Below are 20284 nucleotides of genomic sequence, written 5' to 3'. Positions count from 1 at the left end.
AAACCCTTACTGCGTCGGCAGCATGCCTTCGACATCGCTGGCCGCGTCGGTGAGCGCTTCCTTGGGCGTGGCCGACTGGTCGACGATGCGCGACAGATTGTCGACGATCGTCTGCGTTACCTTCACGCCATTGGTGCCCGGGAAAGCGTACCACGGAACCATCAGCGGCATCTGGCTGAGCCCGGCCTGGAAGAGCGGGTTCTTCTTGTAGAAATCGCCGAGATAGTCAGGAGACTTCGCAGCCAGCTCATTGTTGGGAACATAGCCTGTGCCGGGCACGACGACGGAAGCGCCATAGGGGCCGGCGGCGAATTTCGCGAACTTCCAGGCGGCGTCCTGCTTGGCCGCGTCCTTGGTCAGGATGACCACGGCATTGCCGCCGGTCGGCAGATGGCCGTTGACCGGATCGATCAGCGGGATCTTGGCGGTGCGCAGCGTGAACTTGTCACCGACATTCTTGATCGTGTTGACCAAAGCACCCGTGGTCTGGAATTCGAAGCCGACCTTGCCGGCCGCGAAGGCCTGCTCGCCCGCCGGCTTGGTGAAGACCGGCATGCCGCCCTCCTTCACCATCCGCTCGAGAATCTCCATCGCCTTCTCGCCTTCCGGCCCGTTGAAGGCGACCTTGCTTTCGTCCTCGTTCAGCATCTTGCCGCCGGCGCCGAACAGCAGCGCCGAGAACATCCAGTCGTCGCCCTGCCAGCGGAAATCGATGCCGTCGACGCCGTTGCCAAGCGCCTTGATCTTACCGCCAAGCGCAATGACCTCGTCCCAGGTCTTGGGCGGATTGTCGGGATCGCCACCGGCCGCCTTCACAAGGTCTGCATTGTAATACATGATCGGGTTGGACGTCGCGAAGGCGAGGCCCACCTGCTTGCCGTTGACCTGTGCCAGCTTCAGGATCGTGTCGGAGAAGCCGAGCTCCGCCATGTTGCCTTCCTTCTTGACCAGCGGGCCGAGATCGACGGCAACGTCCCGCTCATTGAGCATGCGCAAGCGGTTGAGGCCGATGAAGGTGATGTCGGGCATCTCGTCGGTGCCGGCTTGGCGAAGAATGGTCTGGATACCTTCTTCATAGGTCGCCGACGGGCTGGCGAACTGGATCTTGATGTCGGGATTTTCCTCCATGAACTTCTTCGAGATCGTGTCCATCACGTTCTTGAAGAAACCGGGCATCGGATAGTGAACCGTCAGCGTCGTTTCGGCATAGGCCGGAAGGGCCGCCGCCAGCGACACCGCCGCTGCGGCGAAAATCCTGGAAAAATGCTTCATTGCTCCTGCTCCTTGTTGGCCCAATTGGTTGTAGGCAGATCAGCCTTTGAGACCGGTCATGGTGATGCCCTCGACGAAGCGCTTCTGCGCGAGCAGGAAGGCGGCGACGAGAGGAAGGGTGATGATCAGCGTGGCGGCCATCAGCGCGCCGTAGTCGTCGCCGGCTTCCGCGGCCCGGAAATACATCAGGCCGAGCGGCGGCGTGGCGTAGGCCTGCTTGCTGACGACGATCAGCGGCCAGTAGAGATCGTTCCAGTGCGCGACGACGGAAAAGATCGCAAACGCAGTGACCGCCGGCCACGCATTGGGGACGATGACGCGGGCGATGATGCCGAGTTCGGACATACCGTCGAGCCGTGCGGCGTGCAGCAGGTCGTCGGGCATGGCGCGGAAGAACTGCAGGAACATGAAGATCGCGAACACCGATATGGTGAAGGGTGCGACCAGCGAGGTGTAGCTGTTGAGCAGCGACATCCTGTCGAAGGCGACATAGAGCGGCAGCGCGGTGGCATGGATCGGCACCAGCAGGCCGAGCATGACGAGCACCATCATCAGCCGCGCGGCGTGGAATTTCAGCTTGGCCATCGCATAGGCGCACGGGATCGCGACCACGACCTGGAAGAAGAAGATCAGGCCGCAGACGACGACGCCGTTCCACAGCAGCGTCGCCATCGGCACCTTGGCAAACGCCTTGGCGAAATTCTCGGCGAAGTAGAAATGCTGCGGGATGAGCGTCAGCGACGAGGTGAAGATGTCGCTCTGCGTCTTGCCCGCCGTCGAGATCATGAAGATGTAGGGCGCAAGGATCATCAGCGCACCGAGCGAAAGCAGCGCGAAGCGGATGATGCGGCCGGCCGGAATGGCGGTGCTGTTCATGTGTAGTGCACCCTTCGGTCGAGCACGCGGTATTGCAGAAGCATCAGCACGACCAGGATCGCCAGGAAGACGACTGTCATCGCCGAGGCGTAGCCGACGCGCAGATAGACGAAGCCTTCCTGGTAGATGGTGAAAAGCAGCACTTCCGACGCCTTGTTGGGGCCGCCATCGGTCAGCATCTTCACCGTTTCGAAAACCTTCACCGCATTGGTGATGCTGATGGTGACGACGAACAGCGTCGTCGGCCCAAGCATCGGCCAGGTGACCAGGAAGAACCGATCGAGTGCCGATTTCGCGCCGTCGACGTGCGCGGCGGCATAGAGCTCGCGCGGGATCGCCGTCAGGCCCGCCAGGAACAGCACCATGTTGAAGCCGACCGACTGCCAGATGCCGATGATCGACAGGCTGTAGAGCACCGTGTTCGACGCGCCGAGCCAGTTCGGGCCTGGAATGCCGGCCAGCGAAAGCAGTGCGTTGAGCGGCCCGATCGTCGGATGGAAGATGTATTGCCAGACGGTCGCCATGGCGACGATCAGCGAGGCGACCGGCAGGAAGTAGACGGTGCGGAAAAAGCCGCGCGCCCGCCCCTCGCCTTCGATCAGGATGGCAACGCCGAGGCCAAGCACGATCGAGACCGGCGCGACGATCGCCGTGTAGACCGACGTGTTCCACAACGACCGGCGAAAGGTGCGGTCGCTCAGGAGATGGGCGTAATTCTCGAAACCGACGAAGCGAAACTTGCCGTAGCCGAGTTCAAAGTCGGTGAAGCCAAGGAAGATGACGGCAGCCACGGGCAACAGCACGAACAGCAGCAACAGCACGATGGCCGGCGCCGCCAGCAGCCAGGCGGTCCGGTTCTCGCTGCGCTGACGCAGTGCTGCGGCGCTCGGGATGTGACCCGCCAGCGCGACGCTAGACATAGGCCGGCTCCTGCCGCGCGCCTGCCACATCCGCCATGCGCAGCCGCCGTCCCTCCGGCCCGAAGACCATCGCTTGTTCGGGGGGCAGAAGGATGCCTACCGGCATTCCGGCGATCAGGTCCCTCGCCTCATGCGGCGCCAGCTTGGCGATGACGCTGTCGTCGGAGGCGTCGAGTCGGCAGTGGGCAATGACTTCCGAGCCGAGGAATTCGAGGCGCTCGATCCGCCCGGCAAGGCCACTGCGCCCGCTGGGGGACAGTTTGACGAATTCGGGCCGGATGCCGAGGCTGACCGGGCCGTTCGCCACTTTCTCCAGCAAGGCCAGCCGGATGCCTTCGAACACGACACGGCCGTTTTCGGCCTGCGCCGGGATGATGTTGATCCTCGGCTGGCCGACGAAACGCGCGACCTCGATATGGGCGGGATCATTGTAGATGATTTCGGGCGCGGCGAGCTGCAGCAGATTGCCGCCGATCATCACCGCGACGCGGTCGGCCATTGAAAGCGCCTCGGCCTGGTCATGCGTCACATAAAGCGTCGGCACGCCGGCACGGCGGTGCAGTTCGACGATCTCGCCGCGGGCATGAACGCGCAGATTGGCATCGAGATTGGAGAGCGGCTCGTCCATCAGGAAGATGCTGGGCTGCCGCACCATGGCGCGTGCGAGCGCCACGCGTTGCCGCTGGCCGCCCGACATCTGTCCCGGCTTGCGATCGAGCAGATGGTCGATCTTGAGCAAGGCAGCCATTTCGCGGACATCGCGCGCAATGCCGGTGCGGATCGCTTTCTGGCCGGGCAGCAGCGAGCCGACCAGCGGCAGGCGCTGCGACCCGCTCAGCCGCTTCATGGCAAGCGGCACGGCAATGTTCTGGCCGGCCGTCAAATGCGGGTAAAGCGCGTAGGACTGAAACACCATGGCGATGTTGCGGTCGGCCGCGGCAACCGGCGACATGTCCCTGCCATCGACGAAGATGTCGCCGCTGTCGGCGTGATCGAGACCGGCCAGGATGCGCAGCAAGGTGCTCTTGCCGCACCCGGAAGGACCGACCAGAGCGATGAATTCGCCGGCTTCGGCATCGAGGCTCACGCCATTCAGAATGACGTTGCCGCCGAAGGATTTTTTGAGACCGCGAAGCGACAGCGCGCTCATGACGCGACCCGCTTTCGAACCTTGTGCGCCTCGTGCGGATAGACCTCGGCAACGACGTCATCGAGGGCATAGATAGTCATGCCGGGGATGGCGACAATCTCGCTGGCGACCGTGTCGCCGGATTGATGCCCGAATTGATGAATCACGGCGCCAAGCAGCCGCTCGCCCGGCATGTCGCGCTCCATGTCGCCGACGACGAAGGCGGCCGACGGCCCCCATACCAGCGACGTGTTTTCGTATTGGCCTTGCCAAGCCCGGTGCAGGTGGCCGCTTGCAAACAGCGCGACATCGTGAGCCGCTATCAGATCGTAGAGGCGCTGGCGCTGGGCCGGCCTGACGCTCCAGTAGCCGGTATCGCCCTCGCCGGGCTCATCGATGAACAGCGGCTTGTGAGCGAACATCGCGACGCGCCGGCCGCCCCGACTTTCCAGCACGGTCCGCAGCCAGTCGAACTGCGCCTCGTCCTCGGCATCGTCAAAACCCATCAGCAGGCTGTCGAGCCCGATAAAACGCCAGTTGCCAGTGTCCTCCATCCAGTAATCCGGGCCGACCAGCCGGCGCCAGCGCTCGAGGCGTCCGGCATTGACCGGCTGCAGGGAACCCGGGAGATGACCGACATCGTGATTGCCGGGTACCAGCAGCATCGGCTTGGTGATTTCCCGCATCAGGTCCATGCAGAAGGCGATGTCGTCGTCCCTGTCGGCACCGTCGACGCTGAGGTCACCGGTGTGGATGACAAGGTCGGCGCCGCTCTGCTCGATCCAGGCGGCGAGCGGCTGCCAATTGCCGTTGAAGTGCGGCTTGGTCGGGCTGAAATGGGTGTCTGTGATCTGAACGATTTTCATGCCGGCTCCACCATGCGAGCCGCGCCCCCAGGCGAGCGGCATCGCATGGGGCTTCCTTAGTGCCGTTCCATGTCACTTCCTTAACAGCGGCTGGGATAAATTGTGCAATTGCGAACAGCTGCCGACGAAGAGGCTCAGCGAAGATCGCCGCAGCGCGGGAAACCGAATAGATTTCAGGCGTTTGCCGCAGTTCGATTACACATCGGCCGCGCTCACAATCTTGTGGCGGCGCAGCGGAAAGTCCGGCTCACTTCACCTCGAATTGCGAATCGACCGGGATCTGCATCGCCGTCACCAGATGGTTGGTCTGGCCGGCGAGCCCGATGATCGACACCAGCTCGCCATGCTGCGCATCGGTCATACCTTTCGCGCGTGCCGCCGCCGTGTGCGAATGAACGCAGTAGGAGCAGCCATTGGCCGTCGACACCGCGATGTAGATCATCTCCTTGGTCAACGGATCGATGGCGCTATCAGCAACCATCACCACCTTGAGCTGCTCCCACACCCGCTTCAGCGACGCCGGATCATTGGCCAGCCCGCGCCAGAAATTGTTGACGAAGTCGGATTTCCGCGTCGCGCGGATATCGTCGAACACGGCCTTCACCGCCGGGATCTTTTCGACGTCGGCATCGCTGAGGAGTTTCGTGGTGGCCATGGTGTTTCCTCTCGTGTGTGAATTGAATCAGGTCTTGAGCAATCGCGGCCAATCCACTCGCCCGATTCACTTTTCCAGCGCTGGCGTGGAGATTCAGGTCGGGCCGAGTCGAAAATGGTGGCTTCCGAGAACCGGAGCGGAGCGTACTTTTCGTACGTGAGCACAGTTCTACTGCAACGCAGTAGAACGGGGAAGCGCAGGAAGCCGCCATTTGCAGGCCGGCCTCACCTGAATCTAATGCACCGCCGCGTACATGATCTTCTCCTCCGTCGCCTCCGCCGGCGAGAATTCTTCCACGATGCGCCCCTGACGGCAGACGAGAATCCGGTCCGACAGGTTCATGATCTCCGGCAGGTAGGACGAGATGACGACGACGGCGAGCCCCTCGTCGGCCAGCCGGTTGATGATCTGGTGGATCTCGGCGATGGCGCCGACGTCGACGCCGCGCGTCGGCTCGTCGAAGATGACGATGCGCGGCAGCTGCACCAGCCCCTTGCCGATCACCACCTTTTGCTGGTTGCCGCCGGAGAGTTCGACGACGCGCGCATTGTCATTGATCGCCTTGATGTTCAGTGTCTTCGTCCACTCGGCTGAAAGCGTACGCATCTCCTGCTGGTTGATCACCCAGGCCTTTTCACGGCCAGCGGCCAGCAGCCCGCCAAACAAATTCTCGGCAATGCCCATCGTCTCGAAAATGCCCTCACTCTTGCGGTCCTCGGTGACGTAGACGATGCCGTCGGCCACCGCTTCACTCGGCACGAGATAGCGTACCGGTCTGTCGTCCAGCTCGATCGCGCCACCACGCAAAAAGTCGCGCTTGTAGATGCCGGAGACGATCTTGAAGGTCTCTGTGCGGCCGGAGCCGATCAGCCCGAACACGCCGGTGATCTGACCCTCGAAAATAGAAAAGGACGTGTTGCGCACGACATTGCTCATCGAAATGTCCTGCACCGACAGCACCTTCTTGCCGGCCTTGCGCAGCTTGGCCTCGTCGCGCTGGCGATAGATCTGCCCCGAAAGCGTGCGCCCGACCATGGCAGCGACGATCTTGTCGCGGTCGAAGGCCGATGTGTCGTCGGTGATGACAAGCTCGCCGTCGCGCAGGATGGTGATGCGGTCGGCAATCATCAGCGCCTCTTCCAGCGCATGGCTGATGAAGACGATGGACACACCGCTCGCCTTCAGCCGCCGGATCAGCGCGAAGAAGTGGCGCTTTTCCTCCGGCGTCAGCGTCGCCGTCGGCTCGTCGAAGATGATGATCTCGGCATTGTGGTGCACGGCGCGCGCGATCTCGACCATCTGCCGCTTGGCTGCACCCAGCGTCGCCACCATGGCGTTCGGATCGACCGGAAAGTTCAGCGACTGCAGGAATTGCTGTGCGGAGATGTAGGTGCCGCGCAGCCGGTTCAGGAACTTTTCCGTGCCGAGATAAAGGTTCTGCGCCACCGTCATCGACGGCACCAGGCTGGTCTCCTGGAACACCATGGCGATGCCGGCTTCGAGCGCCGCATGCGGCGATGCGTAGGCGATCTCCCGGCCCTTGTGGAACATCTTGCCTGAGGTGGCGTCGACGACGCCGGCGATAATCTTGGTCAGCGTCGATTTTCCCGCGCCATTCTCGCCGAGCAGCGCGTGGATTTCGCCCTTGCGCAACTCGAAGGTGACGTTCTTCACTGCCGGCACGCCGCGATAGTTCTTGGTGACGTTTTCCAGACGAACGATCGGTTCCATCAGAAACCTCCCGGAGCAATGTCGACAGCCAGCACGCAATCACCGCCCCTGGAAGCGATGAACAACCTGCCATCCTTTTCCGCCACGCTGCAAATGCCATGGCGCGTGCCATTGGCGCGGCTGTGCAGGCTGAATTGCGGCTGCATTTTTGGATCGAGCCTGACGACCAGCCCATAGGAACGGCTCGGCGACCACGGCTTGTGGATGCCCATGGTGCGGATGCCGCCGCATTGCAGCGGCTCAAGGAAGCTGCGACTGGAGGCCAGCGCCGGCGCGATCCAGTAGGCCGGCGGCACCTGGTCGATCATGTCCTGACGGTAGTGCGTTTCCTGCAGCACGAATTCGATCAGCCGGTTGCGCGGCGCAAACAGGCTCAGCCAGGCTCCACCAGCGGCGGCCGGTGACAGCCGCGCCGGGTAGCCGGGCAGATGCGTCAGCACTGTCGAACGGCTGCCGGTCGTGCCATCGAAACGGATGAGCTGATGGCGCCAGCTTTCGCTGACCAGCACATCACCGCCGATGGGGTGGAGCCCATAGGGAAAAGCGAGATCGCCGGCGACCTTGCGGAATTCGCCGCCTGCCACATCCCGTTTCCAAAGCGAACCGGACGCGCCCTTCTTCATCAAGTCCGCCGCCCACTGCGATGGCGCATGCTCGGCCGAACCATTAGCCAGCCACAGCGTGCCGTCTTCGGCATAGGCAAGTGCGGTGATGCAGCGGACCTCCGCCGGCAGCGAAACCTCCTTGCCTGACATCAGCAGCTTGCCGCTTTCGAGGCTAACCGTCACTTCACCCGATGGCGACAGCGCTAGTGCCGTCACGAGGGACGGGAGGGTCTCGACAATTTTGGGCTCGCTTCCACCGGCAAGCGAATAGACGGCGTTGCCGCTGGAGGCGAGCAGCCTATCGCCAGAGACCAGCAAATTATCCGGCTCGGTCAGCTCGGCAAATGCCGGCGCATCATCCAGCCGCGTATTGGGTCGGAAGGCGCCATCAAGCGGCGGGATGGTGACCGCCTTGCCGCGAAACATATCCAGGATCGGATCGAGGATCATGGCTTTGCTCCCCAATAGGAAGCCGGGCTGGTCCAATTCGGGTCAGCGCCCTCAATCTTGTAGCGGCCAATGCGGTTGTTGAGGATGCCGCCAACAAAAAGAAAACCCTTGTGCTCGCGCATCGAGGTGACCATCGGGTGCGCACCGCCGGAGAGGTCGCCCATCGCCTCGACGATGCCGCCCTTCTCCGTGAATTTCACCACGCCGCCGGTGTTGATGTTGGGAAACAGCCATTCGTCCTGCGGCAGCCGGCGCGTCATGCGCTTGCGCATGTCGGGATGTCGCAGCGACAGGTCGAAGCTCGGCGTGCGCATGCCGAGCCACGCCATCCAGTAATTGCCGTCCGATGCCCGGTTGATGTTGTCGGGATAGCCCGGCATGTCGCGGATCACGCATTCGGCGGTGCCGGCCTTCGGCCCCTCCAGCCAGTAACGATGCACGCGGCAGGCCCAGCTTTCGGCAAAGAACAGCGACTTGCCGTCATGCGCCATGCAGACACCATTGGTGTAGCGATAGCCGTCGAGCAGCGTCTTGGTCGACCCATCCCTGGGATCGTAGACCAGCAACCGGCCGGTGGCGCGGTTCTCGATCGAGTCCAGCGCCCAGTCATGGGCGTCATAGCGCTTCGTCGAGTCGGTGAAATAGATGCGGCCGTCGGGCGCAATATCGCAGTCATTGGGGTCACGCAGCCGCGCATCGTCGACGATCGAGGTCCAGGAACGCGACGTCTCCGCCGACAGGCGCTTCACTTCGCGCTCCGGAGACACGGAATAAAGCCCCATGGCGCCGACGCAGCTGATCAGATTGCCTGCCTTGTCGAAAGCGAGACCCAGCGGAAAACCGCCAATGTGAGCAAACACTTCCGACCTGACATAGTCCGGCGCGAAGAAGCGGACGATCTCGCCATGGCGGGTGCCGCAATAGAGATGGTCGTCGCGGTCGAGGATGACATCTTCCGGCCCCTCCAGCTCACCGAGCCCGATATGGTCGGCCGCAGACAACCTGTTGTCGAGCGCGTAAGGCGTGCCGGAGCCCGGCACCGCCGACTGCGTCTCGCCCATCTTGAGATAGACCGGCGCGACATAGACTTCGTTCAGCACCTTGTGGCGGTTCTTCAGCCAGCGGATGTCGATGGTCACCGCCACTGCCAGCATGATGCCGAGCACCATCTGGTTGGTGCCGGTGCCATAGCCCAACCGGATCAGTCCGTTGGTCATCGTCAACACGATGATGGCGCCCATCAGCCCCTTGATCACCGAGCCGCGCCCCCCACCGAGGCTGACGCCGCCGACCACCGCCGCTGTGAGCGCCATGATTTCGAGGTTGAGGCCGGTTCCCGGCCCTGCCCCGCTCAAACGGCATGCAATGAGAAAGCCACCGATCGAGGCGCAAAACCCGGAGAAGACATAGGTCATGAACACGGTGCGGCGCACGCGAATGCCCGCATTGTGCGCCGAGCGCCGTGAGCCGCCGACCGCCAGCACGTGCCAGCCGGGCCGCGAACGCGTCAGCGCGATATGCGTGACGATGGCGAGGATGATCGCCAGCCACACCGAGACCGAGAGCCCCCAGAACGTGCTGTCGCCGATGAAATCGAGCACATCCGAGGTTGCCTGCGAAAGCTGCACGTCGGCGGCATAGGTGGTGACGAGAATGTCGAACAGCGCCCGCCCGAAAATGAAGGTGACCAGCGTGGTGAGAAAGGCGCGCAGCCGCAGATATCCGACGAGGTATCCGTTGACCGCACCGAAGATAAGGCCTGTGGCGAGTGAAGCGGCCAGCGCCAGCCAGATCGACTGTTCGAGGATGAAGAAGACATAGACGGCGGAGAAACACGACAGCGCGAAGATCGAGCCGACCGAGAGATCGATGCCGCCGCCCAGCATCACCACTGTCATGCCGGTGACGACCATCGAGAACTCGCCGAGCTGGCGGGTCGATTCCTGCAGCGAGGTCAGCTTGAAGAAGCCCGGAATGATCGAGCCGAAGGTCGCCAATGTCACCACCAGCGCCAGGAATGGGATGGCGTTGTCGGTCCAGCGTTTGGTCAGGATCTCGCCGACCAGATGGTCGGGCACAAGATTGTAGCGCCAGGACTGAAGGCGTTCACGAAAGGACATCAGGTCACTGCAGCAAGAGAAAGAGGCGGCCGGGGCAATCCGGCCACCTCGTTGATATCGATTGGAAACGTCGGGCTTATTTCGCCGCCGCTTCGGCCTGCAGCGCCTTCAAATCCCAGCAGCTGTCGGGCTTGAGGTCAGCCTTGGTCGTCGCCTTCTCCAGCGTGTAGATGTAGGTGTGCGAGGTGCCGGCCGGCTGGCCGCTCTGCAGCAGGAACTTGATGATGGCGTTCATGTCGCCCGACTGACGGGCAAGATCGGTCATCACCACGGCGCCATAGGTGCCGTCGGCCAACTTGTCGCAATCGGCAGCCTTCTCACCGCCGCCGGTGGTGACCAGAAACACCTTGCCGTCGAGCTTGGCGTCGCGGATCGCGGCGGATGCGCCGGTGGCGTCGCCATCCCAGAAATCGATGATCGAGCAGATATCCGGATTCTGCTGCAGCATCGTCGTCGTCACATTGCGCGAGGTCGTCGCATCCCAGTTGGAGTCGGGCTTGGCAACCACCTTGAAGTCGGGATGCTTGTCCAGCACCTTCATGATACCGGCATACTGATAGAGACTAGAAGAGTTCGCCTGGTCGCCCTGCACCAGACCGATCTTCTTCGACGAGTTCGGGCCGCAGCCCTTGATCGCCGCTTCGGCCTCAAGCTGGCCAAGCCGGTCCCAGTCGCTGCCGACAAAGGCATCGGCGGGGAAGTTGGCGGGGTTATCGACCAGAATGACATAGGTGCCGGCGGCCTGCGCCTTCTTCATCAGCTTGGAATAGGAATTGAGGTCCGGCGCGTGGATGATCAGCACGTCAGGCCTGGTGTCCGACGAGATGGCGTCGGTGATCGCCTGCGCGCCGGCATCGACGACCCAATTCGGATCGCGCGTCTCGAACGTGCCACCCCAAGCGTCGACTTCCTTCTTCAGGTAATGCGCCCAGCCCTGCGCCAGGTCGAAGCCCATCGCCAGCGGCACCAGCATGACGCGCTTGCCCTTCAGCGCCTGTGCGTACGCAGCCGGGCCGGGATCGTCGGCGGCGAAGGTCGGCGCCACGAAGGCGGTAACAGCGAGCGCCGTTGCGGCGGCCATGAGTGTTCTGATCAGTTTCATGTCACATCCTCTGGTTTGGTTTTGTTATCGGCGGCCGGCTCCAACCGTCCGCCGCAGTTCCGGTCTAAATGTCGCCCTGTTGCGCGGTCTGTTCGTCGCGCGGATTGATGATGCCGTCGACGATGATGGCGCCAAGCAGGATCGCCGCCTTGATCAGATTTTGGTAAAGCAGCGGAATGTCGATGATGGTCATGGCGTTGAGCAGGATGCCGATCAGCGCGGCTCCGACCAGCACGTTGCGCACCCCGCCTCGCCCGCCCGACAGGCCGATGCCGCCGATCACCGCCACCAGCACGATGTCGTAGAGCAGCGTCGAATTGACGATGCGGGTGTTGATCGAGTGCAGGCTGGCCGCCGTCAGCAAGCCGGCGACCAGCGCCACGAAAGCGGAGAGTACATAGCGCAGCACCAGCATGGGCCGCACCGGAATGCCGATGTTGCGCGCGGCGACCGGATTGTCGCCGGCGAAATAGATGTAGCGCCCCCATTTGGTGTAGCGCAGGAACAGGAAGAACAGGAAGGCAAGGCCGGCGAAGACGAAGACTTCGATCGGGATATCGAGGAAGCGCAGGCCGCCGAGCAGCTCTACCCAATGGCCCTGCGGCACCGGCACCGCATCCTGCGTGATCAGTTGCGAGCGCACATAGCCGAAGACGAAGGAGCCGGTCGCGAGTGTCACGAAGATCGCCGGCACGTCGGCATAGGCAACGAGAAAACCATTGAGCAGACCGATGGCGAGCACGCCTGCCAGCACATAGGCGAATGCCAGCCCATCGGGAGTTCCGGTGTTGAGCAGTTGCAGGTACCAGGCAACCGACATCGCCATGATTGCCACAGCGGAGAGGTCGATGCCACGGCCGATGATGACGACGGCCATGCCGAGGGCCAATATGCCCAGCACCGACACGGATCTGACGATGGCGACGAGATTGTTGGGGTCGATGAAGCCGGGCAGGCCAATGGCAGCGGCGACGAACAGCACCACCGCGATGGCAAAGACAATGCCTTCCTGATTCAGGCTCCTGAGATTTAGCCAGCCAATCGCGTTCATGTCTGCATTTGCCCCGATGGCAGCGCTGCCATCCCGAAAGCAGAGCTAAGCGGCTCAGCGTCGGTTCGTCAACTGAATCCGCGTTCAGAAAGACGCTTCCTGTCGATATTCACCGAGTGGACGCATCGATTGCCGAAGCTGGCGCAATGCGCGGAAACTGCTACATTTTTGGCAATCGATTGCGCGGTCACCGCGTTTCGCGAAAGGGCTGCATCAAGGCGAAAGGATGAGGCGGAATTTATCTCCGCCAAGGCCGCAGAAATTCGATTTCAGTTCCCCGGCGCATGGCCGGAAACCTCTGCCCCGGCGGCGGGCGGCAACACCAGAAAACGGAGCGCCGCCACCAGCCCGACGGCACCGATCACCAGGAAGGCGATTCGAAAATCGACGAGGTCGAGGGCCGGCTTCGCTCTCGCGATCTGCGACAGGTTGAGGATCGCCGCCGCCACAGCGACGCCGAACAGCATCGCCACCTGCTGCAGCATGGACGACAGCGTCGCCGCCGAACTGCGCTGCGCCGCGTCGATATCAGCGAAGGCCAGCGTGTTGAGCGCCGTGAACTGCATCGAGCGCGACAGGCCGGCGATCAGCATCAGCGCCACCACCAGCGCCTGCGGCGTCTGCGGCGAGATCGCCCCGCAAGCCATGATCGAGGCCGAGGCGATGATACCGTTGACCACCATCACCGAGCGGAAACCGAAACGCCGCAGCGTTGGCGTCGTCACCGTCTTCATGCCGAGATTGCCCAGGAAATAGGCCAGGATCATCAGGCCGGCATCGACGGGTGACAGGCCGAAGCCGACCTGGAACAAAAGCGGCAGCAGGAACGGCGTGGCATTGATCGCCACCCGGAAGATGGTGCCGGCAGCGAGCGTCGAGATGGCGAAGGTCAGCACCTTGAACGAAGAGAGATCGAGCAGCGGATGCGGCGCGCGCCTAAGATGCCGCACAGCCAGCCAGGAGACGATGATACCGGCAACGATCAACAGCACGGTCGGCAACGCACCGTCCTCCGGATGCGCGATACGCTCGAGCCCGTAGAGCAGCAAGGCCAGCCCAGTCGATGTCAGGAAAAAGCCCGGCCAGTCGAGAGGCTTGGGATCGGGCTCGCGATCGCCCGGAATGAAGCGCGCGACAAGCGCCAGCCCGATCAGCCCAAGCGGTATGTTGATGAAGAAATTCCAGTGCCAGGACAAATAGGTGGTGATGAAGCCGCCAAGCACCGGCCCGATCACCGGCGCGAACAGCGCCGGCCAGGTGATGAGCGCGGTGGCGTTGAGCAGCTCGGATTTCGAAGCGTTGCGCAGCACGAGAATGCGCCCGACCGGCGTCATCAGCGCACTGCCCAGCCCCTGCACGATGCGGGCAACGACGAACTGCGTCAGATTTTGCGAGAAACCGCAGGCGAGCGAAGCCAGCGTGAACAGGACAATCGCCAGCAGGAAGATGTTGCGCGCGCCAAAACGGTCGGCGAGCCAGCCAGACAGCGGCACGAACACCGCCATGGTCAGCATATAGACGGTGATGCCGATGCTCATCGCCACCGCCGGCACGCCGAAGGAGGCGCCCATCTGCGGCAGCGAGGTCGAGATGATGGTCGAATCCAGCAGCTGCATGAAGAAGGCGATGGCGACGATCAGCGCCACGCGCCGCGCATTGGTGGCCGTTTCGGGTAAGGCTTCAGTCTCGGGAATGGCAGTCATGACGGAACCGGTTTGAACAGTATATGGCCGGCCGCGTCCAGACACAGCGCAACAAACTTTCGTGTCGCGTCGTGGCCTGCTATGGGAGGGACGGGGCGACCGAGGAAAGTGCGCGCGTAAAATGAAGCCCATCTATATCGACTATCTCAATGCCCTCGACATCGAAGCGCTTGCCATGACCGATGGTGAAATCATTGCCGCCGTCGAAGCTGGCCTTGTCGCCCAGGGCAAGGGCCAGACGGTGATCGAGCCGCGTGTCCACCTGGAACCGGACCCTTCCTTCCACGGCCATTTCAATGTCTTGCGCGGCTATGTGGCGCCGCTCGACACGGCAGGCGTGAAAATCGTCGGCGACTATGTCGACAACTATCTGCACGGCCTGCCCTCCGAATTCGGCATCCTCAATTTGTTCGATCCACGCACCGGCACGCCGCGCGCCATCCTCGATGCCACCGTCATCACCGACATGCGCACCGGCGCCGTAACCGCCATCGGCGCCAAGCATCTGGCGCGCAGGAATTCCAAGGTGCTTGCCCATATCGGCGCGCGCGGCACCGCCTACTGGAATGTGCGGCTGCTCGACCATCTCTTCGATTTCGATGAGGTCCGCGTCCATTCGCGCCGCCCGGAAAGCCGCGACGGTTTTGCCGCCAAGCTCTCCGCCGATCTCGGCAAGAAAGTCACGGCGGTCGCCGACTGGGAGAGCTGCGTCAGGGGTGCCGACATCGTCGTCGAGGCCTCGCGGCTGCCGGAGCCGCAACCGCTGCTCAAGACCGAATGGATCAAGCCCGGTGCGCTGGTCGTGCCCTACGGCACGATGAGCGCGGTGGAGCTGTCGCTGACCGACATCATGCAGAAGATGGTCGTCGACGACTGGGGCCAGTGCAAGGGCGGCAAGTTCGGCTCGCTGCGCGCCCATGTCGAGACCGGAAGGCTCTCCGAAAAGACGCTGCATGCCGAGCTTGGCCAGATCGCCGCCGGCCTCAAGTCCGGGCGTGAAAGCGACGACGAAACCATCCTGTTCTGGCATCGCGGGCTGTCACTCTCCGACATTGCACTGGGCAAGGCGATGCTCGCCAAGGCCGGAGAAAACGGCATCGGCCAGAGGCTGCGTTTCGCATGAGCGCGCTCGTCCTCACCGGAGCCGGCGTCAGTGTCGGTGATGTCGCCAGCGTCGCCCGCGAAGCGCGCAAGGTGGAGATCGGGCCAGAAATCATCGGCAGGCTGGAAAAGGCGCGAAAGGTGCTCGACCAAGCCGCCGCCTCCGGCCAGCAGATCTACGGCCTGAACACCGCGCTAGGCGCCAATCTCGGCACCTCCGTGGAAGGCGACGCCAGCGCCTTCCAACGCCAGTTGCTTGAGGGCCGCAGCGGCGCGGTCGGCGAAGCCTTGCCGGTCGAAATCGTGCGGGCCACCATGCTCGCCCGCTTGGCGATGCTGTCCGCCGGCGGCTCCGGCCTGTCGCCCGCCGTCTTCATCGCTCTGGTCGATGCGCTCAATGCAGGCGTTCATCCGGTGATGCCGTCGCTCGGCTCGATCGGCGCCGGCGACCTCGTGCTGATGACGGCGCTTGCCCGCCTGCTGATCGGCGAAGGCGAAGCCGACTATCAGGGAAGGCGCATGCCGGCGGCCAAGGCGCTTATGATGGGGCGCCTCGCCCCCATCAACCTGGCGCCCAAGGACGGGCTGTCGCTGATCAATGCCTCGGCGGTCTCCTCCGGCAGCGGTGCGCTGGCGGTGACGGATGCGTTGTCCGCTCTGGCCCAGCAGCAGCAGGCCGGCGCGCTGACCATGGAAGGCTTAGGCGCCAACCGCACCATCCTCGATCCGCGCCTGCAGATGGCGCGCCCGGCCGCCGGCCAACAGGAGGCAGCCAAGGCTCTGCATGATCTGCTCGCTCGCGACGAGGCGCCGGTGCCGACCACGATACAGGATCCGCTGTCGATCCGCTGCATGCCGTCGATCCATGGCGTGCTGATCGAGGCGATCGGCCAGGCCAAACGTGCCGTCGAGATCGAGCTCAACGCCGCCGCCGACAACCCGCTGGTGCTAGGCGACGACGAACTGGTGCTGTCGACCGGCAATTTCCACACCGCATCGCTCTCGCTCGCCTTCGAGACGCTTGGCCTGGCCATCGCCCAATGCGCCGCAGCGAGCGTCGCCCGCTTCATTCAGCTCACCGGCTCGGGCCGCAACGGCCTGCCGAAATATCTGTCGCCCATCGGTGGCGCGTCGGCCGGTTTCGTGCCGCTGCAGAAGACGGCGACGTCGATCCTGGCCAGCATTCGCCACAAGGCCAATCCGGTGATGCTCGACTTTCTGCCCGTTTCGGAAGGCGTCGAGGATCACGCAACCCAGTCACCCCTTGCCGTTGCGAAATGCGCCGGGATGATCGCGCTGTGGCGGCGGCTGATCGCCTTCGAACTGATGGCGGCCGCGCAAGCGGTCGACCTGCGCGAAGGATTGAAGCTGGCGCCACGCACATCGGCTGTCCAAGCGGCGATCCGTGCGCTCGTGCCAGCGCTAAAGGAGGATCGGCCGCTCGGCATAGACGCCGAAGCGCTGCACGCCGCGCTTGCCGGCGGCAATTGGCAGCCGGGTCTACTTCCGGCCGACCTTGTCCAGGAACAGGCGTAGCTCGGCCGGGTCCATGTGCACGATGTGCCTGTCCTCGGGATAGGCGCCGCTGTTGACGTCGCCGACATATTCGGAGAATGCAGCCACCCGCTCCGCCTGCAGCCGATCATATTCGGCGGCGAAATTGCGGTAGACCTTGGAGTGGCGCGGCATGTGGCCCCGGTTCTGGCCAAGAATGTCGTCGGCGAACAGATATTGCGCGTCGCAGCCTGTGCCCGCTCCCATCGACAGCATGATCAGCGGCGTGCGCTCCGAGATCGCCTTGGCCACCTCGACCGGCACAACTTCGATCTCGGCACCGATGGCGCCGGCCGCCTCCAGTTGCTTCACCGCCTCGAATATCTGCATGGCGGTGTCAGCGGTCTTGCCGACCGCCTTGAAGCCGCCGGTCCAGGTGGCGCGGGAAGGAATGAGCCCGACATGGCCGATCACCGGGATTGCGTCGTCGGCCATGCGCTTGATCGTGGCATAGCCGGCGCTGCAATAGACCGCATCGGCGCTTGCCTTGTAGAGCCGGAAAGCCCAGCGGACGAAATCATCCGCCGTACCGACCTCGAAGAAATTCTCGCCCGGCATGGTGAAAAGGCTGGGCGCCGCATCGCGGTATTGCGGGTTGAGCACCAGCTCGGGCGGCACCGAGACGATGTCGACCCCTGCCCGTTCGGCGGCCTCCGCCTCGTCCAGGTTGAGCACACGCAGCATGGTCAGCTGGCGCTTGCCCTTCATCGCCCGCAAATCGGCGACGGTCGGTCTCTTTCGGCTCATCGGATATCCTTGTTTGGCAGCAGGCGTTCAGTTGATGTCATCACTTTACCGGCCGAGAGGCTGACCGGATAGCTGACGGCACCGCTATTCGGCCGCAGCCGACATGTCGACCTCGTGGAACTCGCCGCGATAGGGCCTCGCCGTCGGCGGCAATTCGCGCTTGAGGTAATAATCCTCGTATTTCAGCTGCCGGAGCAGGACCGGCCAGACCTCGCGATAGGCATGCCACATTGACGGGTTCGGCTCGGGCAGATCGTGCTTGATCAGTTCGTGCAGCTTGGGCAGCGCGTGGTACGGCACCATCGGGAACATGTGGTGCTCGACGTGATAATTCATGTTCCAGTAGATGAACCGGCTGATCGGGTTCATGTAGACGGTGCGGGTGTTGAGCCGGTGGTCGATCACATTGTCGGCGAGGCCGATATGCTGCAGCAGGCCTGTCGTCACCATGTGCCAGGTGCCATAGAGGCGCGGCAGGCCGATCAGCACCAGCGGTATCCATGACCCCAGCGCGATCGCGAAAGCGATCGTCGCAACGTACACGGCAATGTGCCAGCGGGCAGCGACCACGGCCTTGTGTTGCTCCATCTCGGGGATATAGCTCCTCTCGTCGTCCGACAGCGTGCCAAAGGCCTGGCGCACCAGCGTCGGCAGCGAATAGCGAAAGTCGAGAATGCCGGTGAAGGCCAGTCCCGCCTTCAACAGGTCCGGCGGACGCATGACGGCGATCTCCGCGTCGCGGCCGACGATGATGGTGTCGGTGTGGTGGCGGGCATGGCTCCAGCGCCATTGCACGGGATTGCGCATCAGCATGAAGGAGGCGATGTGGTAGACGACATCGTTCATCCAGCGCGTGCGGAACGCCGCGCCGTGACCGCATTCGTGCCAGCGCGAGTCGCTCGACGAGCCGTAGAGCACACCATAGACGAACAGGAACGGCACCACCCACCACGTGCCCCAGAACCAGACGATGCCGGCGGCGGAACCCAGGATCGCGGCGATCCAGATGATGGTGTCGCGGATCGCCGGGCCGTCCGAGCGCTGCATCAATTCCTTCATCGCCTTGCGCGGCACGTCGGTGTGGTACCACTCGGCCGACGCCAGGCCGGTCTCGATCGCGGCCCGCGTGCTTTCGCCGACCAGGCTATAGTCGCGCTTGTTGCCCATCACACCGACCTCCGGTTTCCGGCCCGCCAGCCGGAGCATTCCTGTCGCATCATGCCCCCAATCCCAGAAAATTTCCCGACGGCCTGGGATAATCCTGCTGCGGCTGCCTGGCGATCGCGCAGATCCTGCCTTCCGCCGCCGCAATCTCCCCGACGCCATCGAGGACGCGAAACACCGAATCGTAGGCCCGGCTTTCGCCATGCTCCAGCCAGATCATCTCGCCGCGTTCACGCGCGGCAAGATCGCCGAGCACATGATGGGTCGAAGGCTCGATGCCCAGCGCATACTGCCCGGCCTGGAAGTTTTGCCATTGATAGGCGCAAGGCAATTGGTCCTTGCGCGTCACCACTTCGAAGCCGAGGCCAAGCCGGTCGTTGACGACAGCCACCGGCACCTCGCCCTTCCCGTCGGCGCCCATTTCGTGCTGCCAGACCTGCTCGCTGAATTGCATTTGCGGTTCCGGCGCCGTGCGGTAGCCGACCTTCTGCGCCTCATAGCGCTCGCCGGCATGGCCTGCCCAGACCACATCGCGGATCGGCGCCAGATAGCGCGAGCCCGCGTCGAGCAAGGGATGGCTGACATTGATGTGGTAGAAATACATATGCGGCGTGCGGTTGAAGCCGTGATTGACGACACGGTCGGAAAGCCGGATCTCGTTGCCGCCGACATCGGCCTCGATGCGACGGATGAGATGCAGATCCTCGCCGAACACCGCCGACTGCTGAACGACACCTTCGGCCCACAGCACGCAGCGGTCACCCTCCCAGCGCTCGCCATAGCCGGTCAGCCGCGCAGGGATCGTGCCGACGCGACCGTGCAGCGAATGGGTGACGGCTTTCTTGCCCGGATAATTGTAGGTCTCGGCCGGCACCTCCTCCCGGCCCAATATGTGATCCAGCCCGCAGGTAACGAGCAGGCCGGAGAAGGAGCGCGCCCAGGCGAGCCCGCTCTCCCCCTCATAGTCGTGCAGGCCGGGATGGCGAAAGCCGCTCGGCGAATGCCAGCCGATCGCCTGGCCCTTGAAGTCACAGTCCGAGATATCAAGCGCCCGGTCGACCAGCGCGGTGAAGCGCAGGCCCGAGCCGGTGCGGAACTCCAGCATGCGGATGCCGCGCTCGACGCCGTCGCCAAGCGTCATCAGCCGCACGCCGGCGAATTGCGACAGCATGCCGGACCGCTCGGCCACTTGCCGACGCGACAGCGTCTTGCCGTAAAGCTCTACCATGCGACGACGG

17 protein-coding genes are annotated in these 20284 nt (G+C 63.4%); 2 read left to right on the top strand and 15 right to left on the bottom strand.

Translation table 11 applies throughout. The annotated features are described in order from the left end of the window. Positions 1–6: 6 nt before the first annotated feature. The 12 genes from EB235_RS17170 to EB235_RS17115 all read right to left on the bottom strand — a co-directional run bounded on the left by EB235_RS17170 (position 7) and on the right by EB235_RS17115 (position 14480). Positions 7–1272 (bottom strand): ABC transporter substrate-binding protein, encoded by a 1266-nt coding sequence (locus EB235_RS17170; protein WP_027029834.1) that lies wholly within the window; start codon positions 1270–1272, stop codon positions 7–9. Positions 1273–1311: 39 nt separating this feature from the next. Continuing rightward, positions 1312–2148, bottom strand: a complete 837-nt coding sequence (locus EB235_RS17165; RefSeq protein WP_027029835.1) for a carbohydrate ABC transporter permease — start codon at positions 2146–2148, stop codon at positions 1312–1314. Continuing rightward, entirely contained in the window at positions 2145–3068 is a 924-nt protein-coding gene (locus tag EB235_RS17160) for a carbohydrate ABC transporter permease (protein ID WP_027029836.1), read from the bottom strand. Before EB235_RS17160 ends, EB235_RS17165 begins: the two co-directional genes overlap by 4 nt. Next, complete coding sequence (locus EB235_RS17155; protein WP_027029837.1) at positions 3061–4218, bottom strand: ABC transporter ATP-binding protein; 1158 nt, start codon at positions 4216–4218, stop codon at positions 3061–3063. The genes EB235_RS17160 and EB235_RS17155 overlap by 8 nt, the downstream gene beginning before the upstream one ends. Further along, positions 4215–5063 (bottom strand): metallophosphoesterase family protein, encoded by an 849-nt coding sequence (locus tag EB235_RS17150; RefSeq protein ID WP_027029838.1) that lies wholly within the window; start codon positions 5061–5063, stop codon positions 4215–4217. Before EB235_RS17150 ends, EB235_RS17155 begins: the two co-directional genes overlap by 4 nt. 247 nt (positions 5064–5310) lie before the next feature. Continuing rightward, positions 5311–5718 (bottom strand): carboxymuconolactone decarboxylase family protein, encoded by a 408-nt coding sequence (locus EB235_RS17145; protein WP_027029839.1) that lies wholly within the window; start codon positions 5716–5718, stop codon positions 5311–5313. Between the two features lie 234 nt (positions 5719–5952). After that, complete coding sequence (locus EB235_RS17140) at positions 5953–7449, bottom strand: sugar ABC transporter ATP-binding protein (RefSeq protein WP_027029840.1); 1497 nt, start codon at positions 7447–7449, stop codon at positions 5953–5955. Next, entirely contained in the window at positions 7449–8504 is a 1056-nt protein-coding gene (locus EB235_RS17135; protein ID WP_027029841.1) for a hypothetical protein, read from the bottom strand. Before EB235_RS17135 ends, EB235_RS17140 begins: the two co-directional genes overlap by 1 nt. Beyond that, a complete protein-coding gene (locus EB235_RS17130) occupies positions 8501–10624 on the bottom strand; it encodes an ABC transporter permease (RefSeq protein WP_027029842.1) in 2124 nt (707 codons plus the stop codon). The genes EB235_RS17135 and EB235_RS17130 overlap by 4 nt, the downstream gene beginning before the upstream one ends. Positions 10625–10700: 76 nt before the next feature. After that, positions 10701–11726, bottom strand: coding sequence for a sugar ABC transporter substrate-binding protein (locus EB235_RS17125; RefSeq protein WP_027029843.1), 1026 nt, complete (start codon positions 11724–11726; stop codon positions 10701–10703). 64 nt (positions 11727–11790) lie between these two features. Further along, positions 11791–12777 (bottom strand): ABC transporter permease, encoded by a 987-nt coding sequence (locus EB235_RS17120; protein ID WP_027029844.1) that lies wholly within the window; start codon positions 12775–12777, stop codon positions 11791–11793. 269 nt (positions 12778–13046) lie between these two features. Then, entirely contained in the window at positions 13047–14480 is a 1434-nt protein-coding gene (locus tag EB235_RS17115) for a DHA2 family efflux MFS transporter permease subunit (RefSeq protein WP_027029845.1), read from the bottom strand. Positions 14481–14601: 121 nt separating this feature from the next. Between EB235_RS17115 and EB235_RS17110 the strand changes: the two genes are divergently transcribed. Both EB235_RS17110 and EB235_RS17105 read left to right on the top strand, forming a co-directional pair. Beyond that, on the top strand, positions 14602–15603 hold the full coding sequence (locus tag EB235_RS17110) for an ornithine cyclodeaminase family protein (protein ID WP_027029846.1): 1002 nt from the start codon (positions 14602–14604) through the stop codon (positions 15601–15603). Further along, entirely contained in the window at positions 15600–17117 is a 1518-nt protein-coding gene (locus EB235_RS17105) for an HAL/PAL/TAL family ammonia-lyase (protein ID WP_027029847.1), read from the top strand. The genes EB235_RS17110 and EB235_RS17105 overlap by 4 nt, the downstream gene beginning before the upstream one ends. On the opposite strand, the gene EB235_RS17100 is transcribed toward EB235_RS17105, so the two are convergent. From EB235_RS17100 to EB235_RS17090, 3 genes are all read right to left on the bottom strand, one after another. Further along, positions 17082–17882: a 3-methyl-2-oxobutanoate hydroxymethyltransferase gene (locus tag EB235_RS17100; protein WP_027029848.1), complete on the bottom strand. Its 801-nt coding sequence runs from the start codon at positions 17880–17882 to the stop codon at positions 17082–17084. The genes EB235_RS17105 and EB235_RS17100 overlap by 36 nt on opposite strands. Before the next feature lie 84 nt (positions 17883–17966). After that, positions 17967–19049 carry a fatty acid desaturase family protein gene (locus EB235_RS17095; protein WP_027029849.1) on the bottom strand — a complete coding sequence of 361 codons (1083 nt, stop codon included), beginning with the start codon at positions 19047–19049 and terminating at the stop codon, positions 17967–17969. Between the two features lie 49 nt (positions 19050–19098). Further along, the gene (locus tag EB235_RS17090; protein ID WP_027029850.1) at positions 19099–20274 is read right to left on the bottom strand and encodes an aldose 1-epimerase family protein; all 1176 of its coding nucleotides are present in this window, start codon (positions 20272–20274) and stop codon (positions 19099–19101) included. Positions 20275–20284: the final 10 nt, after the last annotated feature.

This window comes from Mesorhizobium loti R88b (assembly GCF_013170845.1).
GTDB lineage: Bacteria > Pseudomonadota > Alphaproteobacteria > Rhizobiales > Rhizobiaceae > Mesorhizobium > Mesorhizobium loti_B.
Note: the sequence above shows the minus strand (reverse complement) of the source record. Positions and strands in the feature narration are given on the sequence as shown.